Source organism: Streptomyces sp. MMG1121 (assembly GCF_001280015.1).
GTDB lineage: Bacteria > Actinomycetota > Actinomycetes > Streptomycetales > Streptomycetaceae > Streptomyces.
This window is the reverse complement of record NZ_LGDV01000188.1, coordinates 35,377-56,691: the sequence shown is the minus strand read 5'-3', so window position 1 is coordinate 56,691 and position 21,315 is coordinate 35,377. Positions and strand designations below refer to the sequence as shown.

Annotated in this window: 18 protein-coding genes; 13 read left to right on the top strand and 5 right to left on the bottom strand. The window is 74.5% G+C overall.

Annotated features, from left to right (window positions below):
• Nucleotides 1-13 precede the first annotated feature (13 nt).
• From ADK64_RS18450 to ADK64_RS46680, 4 genes are read left to right on the top strand one after another with little or no spacing between them, the layout of a single operon-like run.
• Nucleotides 14-889 carry an AAA family ATPase gene (locus ADK64_RS18450; RefSeq protein WP_053660289.1) on the top strand — a complete coding sequence of 292 codons (876 nt, stop codon included), beginning with the start codon at nucleotides 14-16 and terminating at the stop codon, nucleotides 887-889.
• A gap of 5 nt (nucleotides 890-894) precedes the next feature.
• Nucleotides 895-2,133, top strand: a complete 1,239-nt coding sequence (locus ADK64_RS18445; RefSeq protein WP_078992708.1) for a vWA domain-containing protein — start codon at nucleotides 895-897, stop codon at nucleotides 2,131-2,133.
• Nucleotides 2,126-3,226 carry an XdhC family protein gene (locus ADK64_RS18440; protein ID WP_053660287.1) on the top strand — a complete coding sequence of 367 codons (1,101 nt, stop codon included), beginning with the start codon at nucleotides 2,126-2,128 and terminating at the stop codon, nucleotides 3,224-3,226. The genes ADK64_RS18445 and ADK64_RS18440 overlap by 8 nt, the downstream gene beginning before the upstream one ends.
• A 27-nt stretch (nucleotides 3,227-3,253) precedes the next feature.
• The gene (locus ADK64_RS46680; RefSeq protein WP_053660285.1) at nucleotides 3,254-3,862 is read left to right on the top strand and encodes an SRPBCC family protein; all 609 of its coding nucleotides are present in this window, start codon (nucleotides 3,254-3,256) and stop codon (nucleotides 3,860-3,862) included.
• Between the two features lie 333 nt (nucleotides 3,863-4,195).
• On the opposite strand, the gene ADK64_RS18430 is transcribed toward ADK64_RS46680, so the two are convergent.
• Complete coding sequence (locus ADK64_RS18430; RefSeq protein WP_053660283.1) at nucleotides 4,196-4,696, bottom strand: metallophosphoesterase family protein; 501 nt, start codon at nucleotides 4,694-4,696, stop codon at nucleotides 4,196-4,198.
• Between the two features lie 107 nt (nucleotides 4,697-4,803).
• Between ADK64_RS18430 and ADK64_RS18425 the strand changes: the two genes are divergently transcribed.
• From ADK64_RS18425 to ADK64_RS18405, 5 genes are all read left to right on the top strand, one after another.
• Nucleotides 4,804-5,241: a MarR family winged helix-turn-helix transcriptional regulator gene (locus ADK64_RS18425; RefSeq protein ID WP_053660281.1), complete on the top strand. Its 438-nt coding sequence runs from the start codon at nucleotides 4,804-4,806 to the stop codon at nucleotides 5,239-5,241.
• The gene (locus ADK64_RS18420) at nucleotides 5,238-6,644 is read left to right on the top strand and encodes an MFS transporter (RefSeq protein WP_053660279.1); all 1,407 of its coding nucleotides are present in this window, start codon (nucleotides 5,238-5,240) and stop codon (nucleotides 6,642-6,644) included. The genes ADK64_RS18425 and ADK64_RS18420 overlap by 4 nt, the downstream gene beginning before the upstream one ends.
• Before the next feature lie 7 nt (nucleotides 6,645-6,651).
• Nucleotides 6,652-7,236 carry an isochorismatase family protein gene (locus ADK64_RS18415; RefSeq protein ID WP_053660277.1) on the top strand — a complete coding sequence of 195 codons (585 nt, stop codon included), beginning with the start codon at nucleotides 6,652-6,654 and terminating at the stop codon, nucleotides 7,234-7,236.
• 324 nt (nucleotides 7,237-7,560) lie between these two features.
• Complete coding sequence (ctaD, locus tag ADK64_RS18410) at nucleotides 7,561-9,213, top strand: cytochrome c oxidase subunit I (protein ID WP_053660358.1); 1,653 nt, start codon at nucleotides 7,561-7,563, stop codon at nucleotides 9,211-9,213.
• Nucleotides 9,210-9,593, top strand: a complete 384-nt coding sequence (locus ADK64_RS18405) for a cytochrome c oxidase subunit 4 (protein WP_053660275.1) — start codon at nucleotides 9,210-9,212, stop codon at nucleotides 9,591-9,593. Before ctaD ends, ADK64_RS18405 begins: the two co-directional genes overlap by 4 nt.
• Here the strand turns inward: ADK64_RS18405 and ADK64_RS18400 are convergent.
• The 3 genes from ADK64_RS18400 to ADK64_RS18390 all read right to left on the bottom strand — a co-directional run bounded on the left by ADK64_RS18400 (nucleotide 9,529) and on the right by ADK64_RS18390 (nucleotide 13,837).
• Entirely contained in the window at nucleotides 9,529-11,022 is a 1,494-nt protein-coding gene (locus tag ADK64_RS18400; protein ID WP_078992707.1) for a cytochrome b, read from the bottom strand. The genes ADK64_RS18405 and ADK64_RS18400 overlap by 65 nt on opposite strands.
• Nucleotides 11,019-11,294, bottom strand: a complete 276-nt coding sequence (locus tag ADK64_RS18395; RefSeq protein WP_053660273.1) for a hypothetical protein — start codon at nucleotides 11,292-11,294, stop codon at nucleotides 11,019-11,021. The genes ADK64_RS18400 and ADK64_RS18395 overlap by 4 nt, the downstream gene beginning before the upstream one ends.
• An 80-nt stretch (nucleotides 11,295-11,374) precedes the next feature.
• Nucleotides 11,375-13,837 (bottom strand): SpoIIE family protein phosphatase, encoded by a 2,463-nt coding sequence (locus tag ADK64_RS18390; protein ID WP_199829644.1) that lies wholly within the window; start codon nucleotides 13,835-13,837, stop codon nucleotides 11,375-11,377.
• Nucleotides 13,838-14,055: 218 nt separating this feature from the next.
• Between ADK64_RS18390 and lanKC the strand changes: the two genes are divergently transcribed.
• From lanKC to ADK64_RS18370, 4 genes are all read left to right on the top strand, one after another.
• Nucleotides 14,056-16,668: a class III lanthionine synthetase LanKC gene (gene lanKC / locus ADK64_RS18385; protein ID WP_053660271.1), complete on the top strand. Its 2,613-nt coding sequence runs from the start codon at nucleotides 14,056-14,058 to the stop codon at nucleotides 16,666-16,668.
• Between the two features lie 50 nt (nucleotides 16,669-16,718).
• On the top strand, nucleotides 16,719-16,835 hold the full coding sequence (locus ADK64_RS18380; protein ID WP_053660269.1) for a SapB/AmfS family lanthipeptide: 117 nt from the start codon (nucleotides 16,719-16,721) through the stop codon (nucleotides 16,833-16,835).
• Between the two features lie 101 nt (nucleotides 16,836-16,936).
• Nucleotides 16,937-18,718 (top strand): ABC transporter ATP-binding protein, encoded by a 1,782-nt coding sequence (locus ADK64_RS18375; RefSeq protein WP_053660267.1) that lies wholly within the window; start codon nucleotides 16,937-16,939, stop codon nucleotides 18,716-18,718.
• Nucleotides 18,719-18,962: 244 nt separating this feature from the next.
• Nucleotides 18,963-20,636, top strand: a complete 1,674-nt coding sequence (locus tag ADK64_RS18370) for an ABC transporter ATP-binding protein (protein WP_053660354.1) — start codon at nucleotides 18,963-18,965, stop codon at nucleotides 20,634-20,636.
• A gap of 37 nt (nucleotides 20,637-20,673) precedes the next feature.
• Here the strand turns inward: ADK64_RS18370 and ADK64_RS18365 are convergent, their stop codons facing one another.
• Nucleotides 20,674-21,282, bottom strand: coding sequence for a response regulator transcription factor (locus ADK64_RS18365; RefSeq protein WP_053660266.1), 609 nt, complete (start codon nucleotides 21,280-21,282; stop codon nucleotides 20,674-20,676).
• Nucleotides 21,283-21,315 lie beyond the last annotated feature (33 nt).

The following is a 21,315-nucleotide window of genomic DNA, read 5'->3' as shown; positions in this document are numbered from 1 at the left end:
GCCGATCATCACGATGGACGGCCCGGAGCAGGTGCGGGCCCGCCTGGAGCAGACGGGGTACCTCGTCGACGAAGGGCTGGCCGTCACCTGTTTCCTGGCCCTGAGGCTGCACCGGCCGCTGTTCTGCGAGGGCGACGCGGGCGTGGGCAAGACCGCGCTCGCCTCCGCCCTCGCCGAGGCGCTGGGCGCGCCGCTGATCCGGCTCCAGTGCCACGAGGGCATCGACGCCTCGCAGGCCCTGTACGACTGGGACTTCCCGCGCCAGCTGCTGCACCTGCGCGCCGCCGAGGCGGCCGGGGTGACCGACGCGGACCTGCTGGAGAGCGAGCTGTACGACCGCCGATTCCTCATCGCCCGGCCGCTGCTGCGCGCCCTGCAGACCCAGCCGGCCGTGCTGCTGGTCGACGAGATCGACCGGGCCGACGACGAGTTCGAGGCGTTCCTGCTGGAGCTGCTGTCCGAGTACGCGGTGACGATCCCGGAGCTGGGGACGCTGCGGGCCGAGGACCCGCCGGTGGTCGTCCTGACCTCGAACCGGACCCGTGAGGTGCACGACGCGCTGAAGCGCCGCTGCCTCTACCACTGGTTCGACCATCCCTCCTTCGCCCGTGAACTGGCCATCGTGCGACGCCGGTTGCCCCGGGTGTCGGCCCGGCTGGCGGAACAGGTCACGGCCCTGGTGCAGGCCCTGCGCGCGGCGGACCTGATCAAACCGCCCGGCGTGGCCGAGACTCTCGACTGGGCCGAGGCCCTGGAGGCGCTGGGCGCGAACGAGGTGGACGCGGAACTGGCGACGGCGACGCTGGGCTCGGTACTGAAGTACCGGGAGGACACGGCCCGCGCCCAAGCCCTCGACCTCGCGGGGGTCCTCGCGGCCCGGGGCTGGTGAGGCGGATGGGTGCAGAGGGAAGCGGGTCGGACGCCGTGTCTCTCGGCGGGGAGGAGCCACCCCGGCGGGATGCGGTACGGCTCGGGGCCGGCGCCGGGCGGCTCGGGGCCGATGCCGTGCTGGTCGGTTTCGTTCGGGCCCTGCGGGCGGCCGGGGTCGATGCGAGTACCGAGCGGCTGTACGCGTTTCTGCGGGCCGTGGCCGTGTTGCGGCCGGGGGTGCGCGCGGATGTGTACGGGGCGGGGCGGGCCACGCTGTGCGGCGGGCACGACGATCTGGAGCGGTACGAGCGGGTGTTCGCCGCGTACTTCGGGTCGGCCGGGGAGCGGGCGCCGCGCGCGGTGCGTGCCGCTCCCGCGCACCGGTCGCGGCTCGTCGCGCGTGCGGCACCCGTGGGCCCGGGTGCGCCGGGCGAGGGGGAGCCGCCGGGGCCGCCCGCCGCCGTGCTCGCCAGCTCCGCCGAGGTGCTGCGGCACCGTGACGTCGCCGCGCTCGACGCCGCCGAACGGGCCCAACTGCGCGCTCTGCTGGCCGCGTTCGCCCTGGAGGGGCAGGCTCGGCGCTCGGCCCGGCGCAGGCCCGCCCGGCGCGGCGAGGTCGATCCGCGGCGCACCGTACGGGAGTTGCTGCGCCGGGGCGGCGAACCGGCGCGGCTGCGGCGGCACGCGCGGGTCGAGCGCCCGCGCCGGGTCGTCCTGCTGGTCGATGTGAGCGGGTCGATGGCGCCGTACGCCGACGCGCTGCTGCGGTTCGCGCACGCGGCGGTGCGCGCGGGCCGCACCGAGGTGTTCACGGTCGGCACCCGGCTGACCCGGGTGACCCGCGAACTCTCGCACCGGGACCCCGACTTGGCGATGGCGGCCGTCGCGGCTGCCGTGCCCGACTGGCGCGGCGGCACGCGGCTCGGCGAGCTGGTGCGTGAGTTCCTGAACCGCTGGGGGCGGCGTGGCATGGCGCGCGGCGCGATCGTCGTCCTGCTCTCGGACGGCTGGGAACGCGGTGATCCGGAGCTGCTCGGGCAAGAGATGCGCCGTCTGCACTCCTTGGCGCACCAGGTGGTCTGGGCGAACCCCCGCAAGGCCCGCCCCGGTTACGCGCCCCTGGCCGCCGGGATGGCGGCGGCGCTGCCCAGCGTGGACGCCTTCGTCGCGGGGCACAGCCTGGCCGCGCTGGAGCGGCTGACGGCGGTGGTTCGCGGCACGGACACCGGCGCGGACCGGGTGAGAGGAGCCGATCGTGCGTGAGATCCTGCCGGCGCTGGCGCGCTGGCACGCGGCCGGGGTCCCGTTCGGTCTGGCCACGGTCGTCGCGGTCAGCCGCAGCGCGCCGCGCGGACCCGGCGCCGCCATGGCGGTGGGCCCGGACGACGAGGTCGTGGGAAGCGTGTCCGGGGGCTGTGTGGAGGGGGCGGTGTTCGAGCTGGCGCAGGAGGTCGTGGCGAGCGGCGAGGCGCGGCTGGAGACGTTCGGGTACAGCGACGCGGACGCGTTCGCGGTCGGGCTCACCTGCGGCGGCGAGATCACCCTGCTGGTACGGCCGGTGACCCCCGCGTCGGACCCGGCGTTCGGCGCGGTCGCGGCGTCGGTCGCGGCGGGTGAGCCGGTGACCGTGGCCACGGTGGTGGACGGGCCCGCGCCGCGCGGCGCCGTGCGCGCCGTGTGGCCGGACCGGGCGGACGGCACGCTCGGCGCGGACGGCCTCGATGTCGCCGTCACCGCCGACGCGCGCGGCGAACTCGCCCTCGGCGCCTCGGTCGTGCGGCACTACGGGCCGCACGGTGAGCGCCGCGAGGACGATGTGGCGGTGTTCCTCCAGTCGTTCGCTCCGCCGCCGCGCATGCTGGTCTTCGGCGCGATCGACTACGCGGCCGCGGTGGCCCGCATCGGTGACTTCCTCGGCTACCGGGTCACCGTGTGCGACGCCCGCCCGGTCTTCGCCACGCCCAAGCGCTTCCCGGCGGCCGTCGAGGTGGTGGTCGACTGGCCGCACCGCTATCTCGCCGGCGCCCCGACCGACGAGCGCACGGTGATCTGCGTGCTCACCCACGACCCCAAGTTCGACGTGCCGCTGCTGGAGGAGGCGCTGCGCCGGCCGGCCGCCTACATCGGGGCGATGGGCAGCCGCAAGACCCACGAGGAGCGGCGTGCACGGCTCACTCAGGCCGGTCTGACCGAGGCCGAGCTGTCCAGGCTGCGCTCGCCGCTCGGGCTCGACCTCGGGGCCCGTACGCCCGAGGAGGTGGCGGTGTCCGTCGCCGCCGAGATCGTCGCTGCGCGCTGGGGCGGCAGCGGCGCACCGCTGAGCGGCACCGCCGGAGCCATCCACCCGCCCGCCTGAGCCTGAAGCCTCCGAGAGGAGCAGGTCATGGAACTGCACCACGAGTTCACCGTGCCGGTAGCGGTCGACGACGCCTGGCATGCGCTCCTCGACATCGAGCGGGTCGCGCCGTGTCTGCCGGGCGCGGTGGTGGAGGACTACGACGGTACGACCGTGACCGGCTCGGTGAAGGTGAGGGTCGGCCCGGTCACGCTGACCTACCGGGGCACGGCGGTCTTCGAGGAGCAGGACGCGGCGGCGCACCGGATGGTGCTCGTGGCGAGCGGCCGGGAGACCCGGGGCCAGGGCACGGCCCGGGCCACGGTCACCGGCACGCTGAGCGAACGCGACGGCGGTACGGCGGTGTCCGTACGGACCGATCTGACGGTGACCGGGCGCCCGGCGCAGTTCGGGCGCGGGGTGCTGGCGGAGGTGGGCGACCGGCTGGTGGGCCGGTTCGCGGACTGCCTGGCCGGCCGGCTGGCCGAGCGCCCCGAACCGGCCGAGGAGGAGCCCCGGCCGCTCGACCTGCTGCGCGAAGCCGGGCTCCCGGTGGCCCGACGGGCGGTGGCGGTGGCGGTGATCGCCGTACTCGCCTGGGCGGCGACACGGCTGCTGGGACGCGTGCGCAGGAGGCACACCACTCGACGCCGGTGACGGCGGCTCCTCGGGGACGCGGGGAGCGCACCGCCGTGCGGTGTCCCCCGCCACGCGCGCGTGCGGATGCTGGTCGTGCCGGCCGTCGGTGCACAGGAGGGCGCTGCGCCGGGTGCCCTCCCGGATGTGTGGCACAGGCTGCGTCGAGGACCCGCGGGGTGAGCCTGCGCGTGGCCTCGACGGCCGGTCCGCCCGGCCCGGCGACGGCCCACAGCGCGGCGGTCTCGGCTCGCCGGCGTGCGGGCGTGCGCTCGATCCCGGCCCACGCCCGCGCAGGGTCGGCGGCGGTGGAGCGGTTCCCCTTGCGGATCGCGGGATCCTGGCACAGGACCGCTAGCGCTGGGACAGGCGGTGGAGGGTCACCTCGGTGAGCGCGCCGTCGGCCAGCGTCGCGGTGAGACAGGTGCAGTGGGGCTGGCGGCGCCGGTCGGTCGGGGAGCCGGGGTTGAGCAGGCGCAGGCCGGTCGGGGCGACGGTGTCCCAGGGGATGTGGCTGTGACCGAAGACCAGGACGTCGAGGTCGGGGAAGCGGGCGGCGCAGCGGGCCTCGCGGCCCTGGGCCGGGCCGGTCTCGTGCACGACGCCGAAGCGCAGGCCGTCCAGCTCGGCGTACGCCACCTCGGGGAGCCGGGCGCGCAGCTCCGGGCCGTCGTTGTTGCCGTGGACCCCGATCAGCCGGCGGCTGTGGCTCTCCAGCAGGTCCAGGGTGGCGGTATCGACCCAGTCCCCGGCGTGGAACACCACGTCCGCGCGCGGGAGTTCGGCCAGCAGCTGCTCCGGGAGCCGCTTGGCGCGGTTCGGCAGGTGGGTGTCGGACACCATCAGCAGACGCACAGGGCCAATCTAGCCGAGGGGGCCCGGGACTCATCAGGCAAAATTAAACAGTCCGAGCTGAACAGTTTGGGCTGGACAGTTTCGGCTGTCGGTCCTAGGGTGGCGGCATGGCTGACATCTCCGACTCCGCCGCCTGTGCCGCGCGTGATCTGCGTGTGGTGTTCAGCCGGCTGCGCCGCCGCATCCGCGAGGTCGCCCAGGACACCGACCTGAGCCCGTCGCAGGAGTCGGCGCTCACCCTGGTCGGCAAGCACGGCGCCGCCACGGCCAGCGCCCTCGCGGCCGCCGAGGGCGTGCGCCCGCAGTCGATGGCGACCACGCTGGCCGCCCTGGACCAGCACGGTCTGATCCGGCGCGCGCCCGACCCGGACGACGGCCGCCGCCAGCTGGTCACACTGACCGACGCGGGCAGGGCCCGTATCGAGGGCAACCGGCAGGTGCGCGAGGAGTGGCTGGCCCGCGCCTTCCAGGACCGCTACACCGAGGAGGAGCGGCAGACCGTGCTGCGGGCGCTGGAGCTGATGGAACGGCTGTCTCAGCCGTGATACCAAGGCTCTCCGGACACACCCGGGAGGCCGCCCGCCCCGCCCCCGCCGGATTCGACCGCCGGCTCATCCCGCCGATGGTCCTCGGCTCGGTCCTGAACCCGGTCAACTCCTCGATGATCGCCGTGGCGCTCGTGCCGATCGGCGTCGCCTTCGGCGCCCCGCCCGCCGAGACGGTGTGGCTGGTCTCGGCGCTCTACCTGGCCACGGCCGTCGGCCAGCCGGTCATCGGCCGCCTGGTGGACATGCACGGCCCGCGCAGGCTCTACCTCGCCGGTACGGCCCTGGTGGGCGTCGCCGGTCTGCTCGGTGCGCTCGCGCCCACGCTCGGTGCGCTGATCGCGGCCCGGGTCCTGCTCGGTTTCGGGACGTCGGCGGCGTACCCGGCGGCCATGCGGCTGACCCGCAGCGAGGCCGAGCGCACCGGGCGGGACAGCCCGGCGGGCGTGCTGGCCGCGCTGGCCGTCGCCAACCAGACGGTGGCCGTCGTCGGACCCGCGCTCGGCGGCCTGCTGACCGCACTGGGCGGCTGGCGGGCCGTGTTCACCGTCAACGTGCCGCTGTCGGCGGCCTGTCTGGTGCTCGGCGCGCTGCGGCTGCCCCGGACCGAGACCCGGCGACGCCGCGTGGATCTGCCCGGCATGGCGCTGTTCGCGCTGCTGCTGGTCGCATTGATGCTGTTCCTGATGGACCCGCGTGCCGGCCGCTGGTACCTGCCGGTGCTGTCGGCCGCCGCTGCCGCCGGTTTCGCCATGCGCGAGCTGCGGGTGCCGGACCCGTTCATCGACCTGCGCGTCCTCGGCGGCAACGGCCCGCTGCTCACCACCTATCTGCGCCAACTGCTCGCCTACACCACCTCCTACACCTTCCTGTACGGCTACACGCAGTGGCTGGAGCAGGGGCGCGGGCTCAGCGCCTCCGCCGCCGGGCTCGTGCTGCTGCCGCTGTCGGCGGCCGCGCTGGTCGTGTCCACGCTCACCGGACGCCGGGAGGCGGTGCGCGCCAAGCTGCTCGCCGGTTCCGCACTCCAGGTCGTGGGCTGCGCCCTGCTGCTCGTGGTGCGGCCCGGCAGTCCGCTGTGGCTGCTGCTCGCGGTCGGCGCGCTGCTCGGCATCCCGCAGGGGCTGATCGGCCTGGCCACGCAGAACGCCCTGTACCGGCAGGCCGCCCCGGAGCGGACGGCCTCCGCGGCCGGTCTGCTGCGGACCTTCGGATACCTCGGCGCGCTGGCCGCGTCCGCCGCCACCGCGGCGTTCTACCCCCAGCGCGCCGATACGGCCGGGCTGCACAGCCTGGCCCTCTTCATGCTCGCCGGCTCCGCCCTGTTGCTGGCGACGACCCTGCCCGACCGTTCCCTCGGCCGGCTCACCCCGCAAGACAAGCGAACCACTGGAAAGGCCTGACCGACTCATGTCGCTCACCACGCTCGACCCCCGTACCGCCCTCGTCGCGATCGACCTGCAGAACGGCATCGCCGCCATGCCCGTCCAGCCGTACCCCGCCGCCGAGGTGGTGGCCCGCACGGCCGAACTCGCCGACGCCTTCCGCGCCCGGAACCTGCCGGTGGTGCTGGTCCGGGTCTCCTTCGCCGCCGACGGCGGTGACGTCCTGCCGGGCCGCACCGAGCGCTCGGTCAGCGGCCTCAGCTTCCCCGAGGGCTGGGACGTCATCGTCGACGAACTGTCCGGCCACACCGGGGACATCCGCGTCACCAAGCACAACTGGAGCGCCTTCCACGGCACCGACCTGGACGTCCAGCTGCGCCGCCGTGGCATCACGCAGGTCGTGCTGACCGGCATCGCCACCAGCATCGGCGTGGAGTCCACCGCCCGGGACGCCTACGCCCACGGCTACCACGTCACCCTCGCCACCGACGCGATGGCCGACGCCTCCGCCGAGGCGCACGCGGGCAGCGTCGAGCGGATCTTCCCGCGGCTCGGCGAGAGCGGCACGACCGCCGAGGTCCTGGAACTGCTGGCCAAGACCCACGGCTGAGCAGGTGACCACGCCTGGCGGCGGACGCGCCCGGCCCGGGTCGGCGCCCGCCGCCAGGCGGTGCAACACGACTGATCCCGCCAGGAGTTCGGCGCACGCGTCGAGGCAGTCGCAGACCTCGTCGGTGGAGAGGCGCGCGAACGGGGACAGGGGTGCGGACGTGGTCACCGCCTGGGCGGCGTCCGCCGTCAGCCGGGTCGGCGAGGAGCGTTCCGCGGCCGGGATCGGCCCTGACAGCTCACGGAGCGGGGGCGCAGGGCGTGGCGCGGGCGGGGCCTTCGACCACCCGGAGTAGCGTCACCAAAGATGACCGAGACGCCCCAGATGTCCGATACTCGCAATGTCGCCGAGCGCTACGCGGCCCCCGCCCCACGGCCCGGCCGGGCCCTGTTGCGCTGGTCCGCCACGACCGACCACAAGGTGATCGGCCGGCTGTACATGGTCACGGCGTTCTGCTTCTTCCTCTTCGCCGGGCTGCTGGCGCTCGGCATGCGCGCGGAACTGGCGCGGCCGGGCCTGCAGTTCCTGAGCGAGCACGGCTACGACACCTTCTTCACCATCCACGGCACGATCATGATGCTGCTGTTCGCGACGCCGATGTTCGCCGGGTTCGCCAACGCCGTGATGCCGCTGCAGATCGGCGCGCCGGACGTGGCGTTCCCGCGGTTGAACGCGCTGTCGTACTGGATGTACCTGTTCGGCGGGCTGATGGTGGTCTCGGGGTTCCTGGTGCCGGGCGGCGCGGCCGCGTTCGGCTGGTTCGCGTACGCGCCGCTGAACAGCGCGTACTTCTCCCCCGGCGCGGGCGGGGACCTGTGGGTGATGGGCCTGGTCGTGGCCGGTGTGTCGACGACGCTGGGCGCGGTCAACTTCATCGCCACGATCCTGTGCCTGCGCGCCCCGGGCCTGACGATGTTCCGGATGCCCGTCTTCACCTGGAACGTACTGTTCACCTCGATCCTGATCCTGCCCGCGTTCCCGGTGTTCACGGCGGCGCTGCTGGCGCTGGAGGCGGACCGGAAGTTCGGCGCGCACGTCTTCGACGCGGCGAACGGCGGCGCGCTGCTGTGGCAGCACCTGTTCTGGTTCTTCGGGCATCCGGAGGTCTACATCGTGGCGCTGCCGTTCTTCGGGATCATCTCGGAGATCCTGCCGGTGTTCTCGCGCAAGCCGCTGTTCGGGTATCTGCCGATGATCGGGGCGACGATCGCGATCACCATGCTGTCCGCGGTGGTGTGGGCGCACCACATGTTCGCCACCGGGGCCGTACTGCTGCCGTTCTTCTCCCTGACGTCGTTCCTGATCGCGGTGCCCACGGGCATCAAGTTCTTCGCGTGGATCGGGACGATGATCCACGGCTCGGTGTCGTTCGAGACGCCGATGCTGTGGTCGCTGGGCTTCCTGGTGTCGTTCCTGCTCGGCGGGCTCAGCGGGGTGCTGATCGCCTCGCCGCCGCTGGACTTCCACCTGACCGACAGCTACTTCATCGTGGCCCATCTGCACTATGTGCTGTTCGGCACGGTGGTGTTCGCGATGTTCGCAGGGTTCTACTTCTGGTGGCCGAAGTTCACGGGGAAGATGCTGGACGAGCGGCTCGGCCGGCTGCACTTCTGGCTGCTGTTCCCGGCGTTCCAGCTGACCTTCCTGGTACAGCACTGGCTCGGCGAGGCCGGGATGCCGCGCCGGTACGCGGACTATCTGCCCCAGGACGGCTTCACGCCGCTCAACACCCTCTCCTCGGCGGGCGCGTTCCTGCTGGGCGTCTCCACCCTGCCGTTCCTCTACAACGTCTGGCGCACCGCCGTGCACGGCGAGAAGGTCACTCTCGACGACCCGTGGGGCTGGGGCCGGGGCCTGGAGTGGGCCACTTCCTGTCCGCCGCCCCGGCACAACTTCACGGCGCTGCCCCGGATCCGCTCGGAGTCGCCGGCGTTCGACCTGCACCATCCGGAGGCCGGGCGGGGAACCACGCGATGAAGACCGAGTCGATGCTGTTCGGCGGGGTGGCACTGTTCTTCGGCGGGTCCGCCACGCTGTACGGGGCGTGGTCGAGGGACGCGACGGGCACGGTCGCACTGGTGGTCGCGTGCGCGATGGCGTCGCTGGTGTCGTTCTTCTGCCTGATCCAGTACAGGCGCCGCGGCACCCGCGCGCAGGACCGTGCGGACGCGCAGGTCCTGGACGGGGCCGGGCCGGTGGCGTTCTTCCCGGACGAGAGCGCGTGGCCGATCGTCACCGCGCTGGGCTTCGCGGTGACCGCGACCGGTGTGGTCTACGGGCTGTGGCTGTTCCTCATCGGTCTCGGTGTGCTGGCCCGTGGGGTGTTCGGGCTGGTGTTCCAGTACGCGCGGCGGTGAGCGACCTGCGCGGGGCGCCGGGCCGGAAGGCCGCGACGGGCTCGTGGTCGCTCTCGTAGCCGCCGGTGAGGCTCTGCCGGATCTCGCCCGTGGACACGCCCTCGTCGAGCCGGTTCCGCTCGGCCTCCGTGAGGGCCCGGCACAGCCACCGGGTCACGACGAAGGACAGCACCGGTGCCACGACCAGGGCGACGCGCAGCACCCAGGTGAGCGCGTTGAGCGAGATCCGGAAGGTCTGGGCGATGACGTCGTTGCCGCCGGCCAGCAGCAGCACGGCGTAGAAGACGGTGCCCGCGACCCCGAGGCCGGTGCGCACGGGACGTTCGCGGGGCCGGTCGCAGAAGTGCTGTTCGCCGCCGCCCTCCCCGGTGAACCGCCGCTCCACGAACGGATAGGCGTAGAGCACGGCGAACAGCAGGCCGGGCAGGACGACCGCGGGGAGCAGGACGTTCCACATCAGGGTGTGCCCGGCGACCTCCGTCTCCCACGCCGGCACCAGCCGCAGCGCGCCCTCCAGGAAACCGACGTACCAGTCGGGCTGGGAGCCGGTGGAGACCAGGTCGGGCCGGTAGGGGCCGTAGTTCCACACCGGGTTGACCTGGGCGAGCGCGGCCAGGAGTACGAGAAGGCCGGCGGCGATGAGGGAGAGGCCGCCGGAGGAGGCGGTGAACTGCGCGAAGAACGGCTTGCCGACGGCGTTGCGCGGGGTGCGGCCCGGGCCGCGCCACTGGGTGTGCTTGAGGTGGAAAACCAGGATCAGATGCACGGTGACGAGGGCGATCAGGGCGCCCGGGAGCAGCAGGACGTGCACCGGATACAGGCGGGTGACGATGTCGTGCCCCGGGTACGCGCCGCCGAAGACGAAGAAGGCCGTGTACGTGCCCACCACCGGGATCGACAGCATGATGCCCTGCGCGATACGCAGCCCGGTCCCGGAGAGCAGGTCGTCGGGGAGCGAGTAGCCGGCGAAGCCCTCGGCGAGCGAGACCACGAACAGGGTCAGCCCGATCACCCAGTTCAGCTCGCGGGGCCTGCGGAAGGCCCCGGTGAAGAAGATCCGCAGCAGGTGCACGCCGATCGCGGCGAGGAAGACCAGCGCCGCCCAGTGGTGGGCCTGCCGCATCAGCAGTCCGCCGCGCACGTCGAAGCTGATGCGCAGGGTGGAGTCGAACGCGGCCGACATACGCACCCCGCGCAGCGGCGCGTAGGGGCCGGCGTAGACGACCTCGCGCATCTCCGGCGTGAAGAACAGGGTCAGCCAGACCCCGGTCAGGATCAGCACCAGGAGGCTGTACAGCGCGAGTTCGCCGAGCAGGAACGACCAGTGGTCGGGGAACGCCTTGCGCAGCAGCGGGCCGCCCTCCAGGACGGGCAGCCGGGCGTCCGCGGCGTCCACCAGCCCTCCGGCGCGGCGGCCGGCCCGGCTCATGTCTCCTGCGGCTCCGCCGCCGCCTCGCCCACCTCGGCCTCGATCTCCGTACGCGGCCGCCCGGTGTCCTTGGCGTACTCGCTGAGCGCGGTCTGCACCTCGCGGGCCAGGTCCCGCGAGGCGCGCAGGGCGGTCTCGTAGGTCTCCGACTGAGCGCCCGTCATCCCCCGCTCGGCCGGCGGGCCGTAAGCCTCGCGCAGCTCGTCGACCGTGCGCTGCGCCGCGTCGGCCGCGCGCTGCTTCTCCACCAGTTCTTCGAAGGTGTGTGCCACGCCGATCGACCCTAGGCACGGCCGGCGGGCGAACTCCCGCGACCTGCCGTGGCCGGGCGCACCCGTACCCGTGTGGCGGGTCAGCCGCCGGGCACGAGGTCGGCCCACACCTGTTTGCCGCCGCTGACCGGGACCGTTCCCCAGGCCGCCGACACCGCGTCCACCAGCAGGATGCCGCGCCCGCCGGTGGCCTCCCAGCCGATGCTGGTGGGCTTGACGGGGCTGCGCGGCGAGGAGTCGGCGACGGCGAGCCGCAGCCGGTGATTGACCAGGCTGAGGTCGAGGCGTACCTGGCCGTCGGTGTGCACGAGGGCGTTGGTGACGAGTTCGGAGACCACGAGCAGGGCCGCGTCCAAGGTGCCCTGGTGGACGCCCCAGGTGCGCAGTGTGCGCCGGGTGAAGCGGCGGGCGTGCCGGACCGCCTCCGGTACCCGCCACACCGTCCAGCTCTCGCGCAGCGGTCGTACGGCCAGGCCGTCGTAGCGCATCAGCAGCAGCGCGACGTCGTCGCCGCGGTGGGCGCCGGTGAGCAGCGCGTCGGCGACCAGGCCGAGGTGCGCGGGGTCGGCGGCGGACAGCTCGCGGGCGAGCCGCGCCATGCCGGTGTCGAGGTCGGCGGCCGCGGACTCCACCAGGCCGTCGGTGGTCAGCGCCATCACCGTGCCCGGCCGGAGCCGCAACGGGGTCATCGGGAACTCCGCCTGGCCGAGCACCCCGAGCGGCGGCCCGCCCTCGGCCGACATGATCTCGGCGCTGCCGTCCGGGTGGCGCAGCACGGGCTGGGGATGGCCGGCGCGTACGCACCAGGCGGTGCCCTCCTCCATGTCTACGTCGACGTAGGCGCAGGTGGCGAAGAGGTCGGTCTCCATGTCCAGCAGCAGCCGGTTGGCGCGTGCGACGACCACGTCCGGGGCGTGTCCTTCGACGGCGTACGCGCGCAGCGCGGTGCGCATCTGGCCCATCAGGGTGGCGGCGCCCGCGTTGTGCCCCTGTACGTCGCCGATGACGAAGGCCACGTGGTTGTCCGCGAGCGGGATCACGTCGTACCAGTCGCCGCCGACCTCCAGCCCCGCGGTGGTGGGCAGATAGCGGGCGACGGCGACCGCGCCGGGCAGCCGGGGCAGCCGGCGGGGCAGCAGTGTGCGCTGGAGCATGCCGACGAGTTCGTGCTCGGCGTCGAAGGCGTGGGCGCGCACCAGGGCCTGGCCGGTCAGGCCGGCGCAGGCGGTGAGCAGGGCGCGTTCGTCGGGGCCGACGTCGTGCGGGCGGTCCCAGCCGATCAGACAGGCGCCGGCCACCCGGCCGCCGGCGGGCAGCGGCAGCACGGCGAGGCCGCCGGGGCCGACGCCGGCGAGAGCGGGCTCCAGTGTGCTGCCGGCGGGCCAGATCCGGGCGCGGCCCTCGCGCAGCGCGGCGGCCAGCGTGGGCATGGCGCGCACCGGGGCGTCGGGCCACTCGGTACGCCATTCGGTGCGCCACAGCTCGGGCCAGGCCTCGGGTTCGGGCGGGTCGAGGACGGTGACGACGAGGCGGTCGCCGTCCAGTTCGGCGAGCGCGAGCCGGTCGGCGTGCAGCGGTTCGCGCAGGGCGGCGACGACGGCCCGGCCGACGTCCTGCACCGTGCCGGCGGTGGCGAGAGCGGCGGCCAGGCGCTGCACGCGGGCCACGTCGGTGGCGTCCGAACGCTGCGTGGAGGCGTCGGTGACGGTGCCGACCAGCCGGGCCGGGCTGCCCTCCGCGGCGGGCAGCAGCCGGCCGCGCAGCCGCAGCCACAGGGGCGCGCCGGAGGGCTGGAGGATGCGGAACTCCAGCTCGCGGTCGCCGATGGAGAGGTGGTCGGCCTCGACCACGGACATCAGCGCGGGCAGGTCCTCGGGCACGGCCCGCGCGAGGAGGGTCTCCACCCGGCCGTCGAAGGAGTCCCGGCCGAGCCCGAACAGCCGCAGGATGGCGTCGCCGGTCTCGACCCGGCCGGTGTCCATGGCCAGGCTGAAGGCGTTCTCGGCCGGCGCGCCGGTGTCGCCCGTGGCGGCGGCCGGTGCGGGTGGGGCGATGGCGCGGACGACCAGTTCGAGACAGGCGCGGTCGTCGGTGCCGAAGCCGCCGGGATGCTCGCTGACGGCCAGCAGACAGCCGTTGCCCGCCGGGCCGAGCGGCAGAACGGCCACCGAGAAGTCCGCGGCCGCGGTGCGCCGCGCCTCGGGGCGACCGGTCGGCTGCCCGGGCCCGGGCCAGCGCGGGCGTCCGGTGCGGTGGACCTCGGCGACCGGGGAACCGCCGGCCGCCGGATAGCCGTCCCGGAGCCCGTACAGGGTGCGCGGCAGACCCGCCGACTCGGCGAGGCACAGCCGGTCGGGGTCGTCGCCGGGCGTGTACACCCCGGCGAAGGCCGCGCCGGCGAGTACCAGCGCCTGTTCGAGGACGCGGCGGAGCCGGTCCGGGGTGCCGGGCGACGCGCCGAGGGCGTCGAGGGCGGCTTCGGCACGTCGCGGCCCCGTCCTCGTTCCGCCGACCGCGGCGCCCTCGCTCACCACGTTCGCCATTAGAGCGCGTGTACGCCTCCCGCGCAGCCCCTGTGAACGCTTCGGGTGCCGGACGGTGAACGCTCGGGACACCTCGCGCACACGGTTCGCTCGAAAGCCCCCGAACACATGTTGACCCGTGCGTTCCGCACGGCGACGTCGTGACAGACGTGACTGTCCGCAGCCGTCCGGCTGCTGCGAGTGTCTTTCCGGTCACGGAAGACGAGGGCGGGAGGGGCATGGACAAGCGGTACGAGGTGTACGCGCTCGCCGACGGGCACTTCTACGACACGCCCGACCGGCTCGAGGCGGCCGGCGGTACGGTCGGGGAGGCCGCGCCGCTGTTCGCGACGGCGCGCCGCACCGTTCCGGCACACTGGCACGCGGCCCGCTCCGGCGACTGGCTGACGCTGACCCCGCTCGATGCGGACGGCGCGCCACTGCCGTCACCGGCCCAGGGCTGGAAGATCCACTCCTCGGCGACCGCGGCCGACGCGGAGCAGATCGCCGCCCTCGTGTGGGACTACTGCGTGCCGCGCCGCATCCCGTTCAAGTTCGTGCCCGGCCCGCATCTGCTGCACCTGCGCAACGCCAAGTACGCGGGCCGCGACACCAGCGGCAAGTTCGTCACCGTCTACCCCGCGGACGAGCGGCAGCTGCACCAGGTCCTGGAGGAACTGGGCGCGCTGCTGAAGGGGTTCGAGGGTCCGTACATCCTCACCGACCTGCGCTGGCACGACGGTCCGCTCTACGTCCGCTACGGCGCCTTCGCCCGCCGCTACGTCGTGGACGAGCGCGGCACGCTGGTCCCGGCGGTGGCCGACGGCACGGGCACGCTGGTGCCGGACCGGCGGGCACCGTCCTTCCAGGTGCCGGCCTGGGTGTCGCTGCCGGAGTTCCTGCGCCCGCATCTGGAGGCCCGCAACACCACGACGGTCGGCGAGCTGCCGTACCGCATCGAGAAGGCGCTGCACTTCTCCAACGGCGGCGGGGTGTACGCCGGCACGGACACCCGGGACGGGCGCCGGGTGGTGCTGAAGGAGGCCCGGCCGCACGCGGGGCTGGCCGCCGACGGCGCGGACGCGGTGGCCCGACTGGAGCGGGAGAAGGCGGCGCTGGAGCGGGCCGCCGGGACCGGTGTGGTGCCCGAGGTGCGGGACTGGTTCCTGCTCGGCGAGCACCGCTTCCTGGTCATGGACCATCTGGCCGGGCGCCCGCTCAACTCCTACTTCGCCGAGCGGCACCCGCTGCTCACCGCCGACCCCGACCCGGCGAAGGTCGCCGCGTACACGGCGTGGGCGCTACGGATCAACGCGGCGGTGGAGCGGGCGGTCGCCGCGGTGCACGAGCGCGGGCTGGTCTTCAACGACCTGCACGTCTTCAACATCATGGTGGCCGAGGACGACGAGTCCGTGTGCCTCATCGACTTCGAGGCCGCCGCGCCCGCGGCGCAGAACGCCCGGCAGACCGTCGCCCACCCCGGCTTCTTCGCCCCGCCGGACCGCCGGGGCCCGGACGTGGACCGCTATGCGCTGGCCTGTCTGCGGCTCGCCCTGTTCCTGCCGGTGACCACGCTGTTCGTGGTGGACCGCGGCAAGGCGGCGCATCTCGCGGAGGTGATCGCCGAGCAGTTCCCGGACGTGCCGCGCGCCTTCCTGGACGAGGCGGTCGTGGAGATCACCCGGGACGCGGCGGGCGGCCCCCGGGTGCGGCCGGCCCGGCCCGCGGTACCCGGTGAGTGGCCCGGCAGCAGGGACTCGATGGTGAAGGCGATCCTGGCCTCCGCCACCCCGGAACGCGACGACCGGCTCTTCCCCGGTGACATCGCCCAGTTCTCCGACGGCGGCGGACTCGGGCTCGCGCACGGCGCGGCCGGGGTGCTGTACGCGCTCGACGCGTCGGGGGCCGGGCGCTACGACGAGGGCGAGCGCTGGCTGCTCGACCACACCGCCCCGCCGCCTCCCGGCACCCCGCTCGGCCTGTACGACGGTCTCGCCGGCGTCGCCCTGGTACTGGAGCAACTCGGCCACCGGCAGCGGGCGTTGGACCTGATCGAGGGCGTCCTGCGGGAGAACTGGCCGAGTCTCGCCTCCGATCTGCACGGCGGACTCGCCGGACTCGGTCTGGTCCTGGCCCGGCTCGCGGACACCACCGGCGAGGCCGCTCTGCGGCAACACGCCGCCGAGGCCGCCGACATCGTCGTACGACGCCTTGCCGAACCGGTGCCGGACACCCCGCGCCGGCGTGCCGGACTGCTGCGCGGCGCGAGCGGACCCGCGCTGTTCCTGCTCCGGCAGCACGAGGAGACCGGCGAGGCCCGCTATCTGGCCGCGGCGGCCGAGGCGCTCCGCCGTGACCTGGACCGCTGTGTGACCCAGAAGGCGAACGGCGGCCTGGAGGTGGACGAGGGCTGGCGCACCCTGCCCTACCTCGGCGACGGCAGCGCGGGCATCGGGCTGGTCCTCGACGACTACCTCGCGCACACGCACGACGAGGGGTTCGAACGCGCCCGGGCCGGCATCCTCACCGCCGCCACCTCCCGCTTCTACGCCCAGCCCGGCCTCTTCCAGGGCCGCGCCGGAATGATCCTGCACCTCGCCCGCTCCTCGGCCCCCGGCGCCACCCGGGAGCGGCTGGCGCAGCAGATCGCGGGGCTCGGCTGGTTCGCGATGGACTACCAGGGCCAACTCGCCTTCCCCGGGCACCAGATGATGCGCCTGTCCATGGACCTCTCCACCGGTACGGCAGGCTGCCTGCTCGCGCTCGCCGCGGCCCGCGACGACGCCCGCACCGCGCACCTGCCCTTCCTGCCGCCGCCCCCGGCGGCCCACATCCGCGGCTCCGCGATCTGACGGAGTCGTGACACCACCCCGTCCCCGAAACAAGGGAAAGGACGATCATCATGGCACTTCTCGACCTGCAGGCCCTGGAGTCCGACGAGCACAACGGCGGCGGCGGCGCCAGCACCGTGAGCCTGCTGTCCTGTGTCTCCGCGGCGAGCATTCTGCTCTGTCTCTGACCGGGCCGGTGATTCCACGGCTCCGGACGGCCCCCTCCGCGTGGGAGGGGGCCGTCCGGGGCCTTCCCCGTTCCCGTTTGACCCGAGCGAGGCCGCAGACCATGAACTCCCGCTCCGACAAGGCCACTTCGGCGGCCGGTCGCGTCCTGTCGCGCGCCGTGCTGCGCCAGGGCGGTGCGCGCTGTGCCGTGCTGTGCGCCGTGAGCACGGCCGCCACGGCGGCCGGTCTGCTGCTGCCCGCCCTGCTCGGCCACACCCTGGACCTGCTGCTGGCCCACGCCCCCGCCGCCCGCTGGGTCGCCGGCTGTGCCGGCCTCGTCCTCCTGCTGGCCCTGCTGGACGGCTGCGCGGGCGTGCTGACCGGCACGGCCGACGCGCACGCCACGGCATGGCTGCGCCGTCAGCTGACCGGCCAGGTCCTGGCCCTGGGCGCGCGCGCGACGGCCCGGTTCGGCGCCGGGGATCTGGTGGCGCGGTGGGTCGGCAACGCGGCCCAGGCCGGAACGGCGCCGGGCGCGCTGGCCGCGCTGCTCGCCGCACTCGCCGGACCGGTCGGAGGCGTGGTGGCCCTCGGCCTCATCGACCCGTGGCTGGCGGCCGTGTTCCTCGCCGGGGCGCCGGTCCTGGCCCTGCTGCTGCGCGCCTTCACCCGGGACACCTCGGCCTGTGTGGCCGACTACCAGCATGCCCAGGGCCGGATCGCCGCCGCACTGGCGGAGGCGATCGGCGGCTCCCGTACGATCCGGGCGGCGGGCGTGGAGGACCGCGAGAGCGCCCGCGTCCTCGCGTCACTGCCCGAACTGTCGCGTGCGGGACAGCGCATGTGGCGGGTGCAGGGCCGGGCCGCCGCGCGGGCGGTCACCGTGGCCCCGCTGCTGAACCTGGGCGTACTGGCGGTGGCCGGAGTGCTGCTGGCCCGGCACCGCCTGTCGGTCGGCGACATGCTGGCCGCCTCCCGGTACGCGGTCCTCGCGACGGGCGTCGGCGCGCTGGTGGGACAGCTCGCCGCACTCGCCCGGGCCCGCGCGGCGACCGGCCGACTCGCCGAGGTGACGGCCGAGCCCCGCCCGGAACACGGCACCCGCCGCCTGCCGCCCGGCCCCGGGGGCCTGGAGCTGCGAGCGGTGACGGCCGTCCGGGGCGGCCGAAACGTCCTCGACGGGTTGAGCCTGACGGTCGCGGGCGGTACGACCCTGGCGATCGTGGGCCGCTCCGGCGCCGGGAAGTCCCTGCTCGCCGAGGTGGCCGGTCGGCTCGCCGACCCGGACGCGGGCGAGGTCCTCCTCGACGGCGTCCCGCTGCGCGACCTCACCCACGACGAGCTGCGCCGTGCCGTCGCCTACGCCTTCGAACGCCCCGCGCTGCTGGGCACGACGATCGAGGACACCCTCGCCTTCGGGCTCACCGCCCGGTCACCGGCCGCCGTCCGCTCGGCCGCCCGGCGCGCGCACGCCGACGGGTTCGTCCGCCGCCTGCCCGACGGCTACGCCACCCGCACCGCCGACGCCCCCCGTTCCGGCGGCGAGTCCCAACGCCTGGGCCTCGCCCGCGCCTTCGCCCGTGGCGCCCGGCTCCTCATCCTCGACGACGCCCTCTCCAGCCTCGACACGGTCACGGAACACCGCATCACCCAGACCCTCCTGTCCCCCACCCCGCCACAGACCCGCGTGCTGATCGCCCACCGCCCGACCACAGCGGCCCGCGCGGACCGGGTCGCCTGGCTGGACGGCGGCCGCATCCGCGCCCTGGGCACCCACCGGGACCTGTGGCGGGACGAGGAGTACCGGGCGGTGTTCGGTGCGGGGGAGGCGAGCCGGGACAAGACCGGGCCGGCGAGGGCGGGCGACGTCGGGGGCCAGGTCGGGACGGAGGCTCGGGGGTGACGGCAGTGGGGAAGGGTGGACGTACGTGCCGCGTCCGGGCTGCCGGGACGGGGGCTGGGAGGCGGAGGTCGACGGGGGCAGGCGGCCGGCGTCGGCGCACCCCGGGCGAGGAACTCATGTGCCGTACCGGGAGCGGGAGTTGAGGGGCAGGGCCGGCGCGGGGCGTCGTCTCGGGGTGGCGGGCGGCGGGGGCCCGGCGCGGGTGCGCGGGCAGGCCTGCCGGTTTCTGCGGGCGCGGTGGCGGGTGCTGGTCCGGCTCGGCGCCTGGTCGGTGCTGGAGGCGGGGCAGACCTTCCTTCTCGGCTACGCCCTCGCGCGGTCGCTGGACGCCGGGTTCCTGGCCGGGGACGTACGCACCGGCCTGCTCTGGCTGGGGGCGGCGGGCCTTGCCGTCTGTGCCGGGGCGTACGGGACCGGGCGGGTGTACGGCGTGGTCGCCGCTCTGGTCGAACCGGCCCGGGACCGGCTGGTGACCGCGGTGGTCGAGCGCGGGGTGCGGGAGGCGGACGCGGGTGCGCTGTCCGGGCTCACCCAGCAGGTGGAGCTGGCCCGGGACACGCTCGCGGGCGTGGTGATGGTGTCGCGGTCGTTCCTGTTCACCGCCGCTGGCGCCCTGATCGGCCTGTTCTCGCTGGCCCCGCCGCTGCTGACCGTCGTAGTGCCCCCGCTGCTGGCCGGAGTGGCCCTGTTCGCGGCGACGCTGCGGCCCCTGGCCCGCCGCCAGGAAGCGTTCCTCGCCGCGGACGAGGCGCTGGCCCAGGAGCTGGGCGCACTGTGTCCGGGACTGCGGGACGTCACTGCGTCCGGTGCCGAGGAGCGGGTCGCGGCGGACGTCGGGGAACGCGTCGACGCCGAGCTGCGCGCCGCGCGCGCCCTGGCCCGCTGGAGCGTGGCCCGCACCGCCGCACTGGCCCTGGGCGGTGAGCTGCCCGTGGTTCTGCTGCTGGTCACCACGCCCTGGCTGCTGGACCACGGCGTGACCCCGGGCGCACTGGTCGGCGCGCTGGCCTACGTCACCCAGTCCCTGCTGCCCGCCCTGCAGAACCTGGTCCACGGCCTGGGCACGAGCGGCTCCCGCCTCACGGTGGTCCTGCGCCGGCTGACCCGCCCGGCACGACACCCCCAGGGGCACACGGAACCGCGCGACCAGCCACGGACGAGCCGCAGCCGCCCGTCCTCGGGCGCGCGGCACACCGCCCTCTCCCTCACCTCCCTCACCTTCGCCTACGGCGCCGCGAGCGAGCCGATCCTCGACGGACTCGACCTCAGCCTCCCGGCAGGCGGCCACCTGGCCGTCGTGGGCCCCAGCGGAATCGGAAAATCGACGCTCACGGGACTCGTCGCCGGGCTGCTCACACCGCGGCACGGCACCATCCGGCTGTACGGCCGCCCCGTCCCCGCGCCGGAGGTGACCGTGCTCATCCCCCAGGAGGCCTACGTCCACGGCGGCACCCTGGCCGAGAACCTGTCCCTCTTCCGCCCGGCCCCGGTGCCGCGGGCCGAACTGCTGGCCGCCGCCGACGCGGTCGGGCTGACCGCGCTGCTGCGGACACTGGGCGGGCCCGACGCCCCGGTCGATCCGACGGCGCTCTCGGCGGGCGAGCGGCAACTGATCGCGCTGACCAGGGCGTATCTCTCCCCGGCCCCGCTGGCCCTGCTGGACGAGGCGACCTGTCACCTCGACCCGGAGGCGGAGGCACGCGCCGAGCGGGCCTTCGCCGCACGCCCGGGCGGCACGCTGCTGGTCGTCGCCCACCGCATCAGCTCCGCCCGTCGTGCGGAGCGGATCCTCGTCATGGACGGTGCGCGCACCGCCTGCGGCACACACGACGAACTGCTGCGCACATCGGCCCTGTACCGGCAGCTGACCGCCGGCTGGCCCCCCCACACACCGCACCACACGCCGCTGTCCCGCTAGTCACCTCACCCCGCCCCCCGGATCCCGGGCCACGTGCTCACAGCCACCCCTCTCCCCTCGATATGCGAATGGCGTCGATCCGATTGCGGGCGCCCGTCTTGCGGGTGATCGACGCCATGTAGTTGCGGACCGTGCCGTGGGACAGATGCAAGCTCCCGGCGATCTCCGCGATCGACGCGCCCCCGGCCGCCAGCGACAGCACGCTCAGCTCGCGTCTGGTCAGCGGCATCTGGGCCGCCTGGAGGAAACCGAAGCCCAGCGACGCATCGACGAAACGTTCCCTCTCGGCAACGCTGCGGATGGCGCGCAACAGCCGGTCCGGTGAGCCCGCCTTGTCGACAAAGCCGAGGGCGCCCGCCTCGGCGGCTCGTTTCAGCAGACCCGGCCGGTTCGCGTGGGCCAGCACCACCAGCGCGGGCGGACGCCCACCGGAGCGCGCCGGGGACAGGTCGCCGAGCGGGGGCGTGCCATGGCCGTCGGCACAGTCCAGGTCCGCCGCGCACACGTCCGGGGCCAGGGACCGTACCCGCGCGGCGGCACCGTGCCACGGCGTGTCGTCCACGTCGAGCCCGGGTTCCCGGCGCAGCCACTCCGCCAGAACCGATCGCACCAGACACGCGTCGTGCACCAGAAGTACCCGGATCACTGCCCCGCCCCCTCGTATGGTCGTCGTATCTCG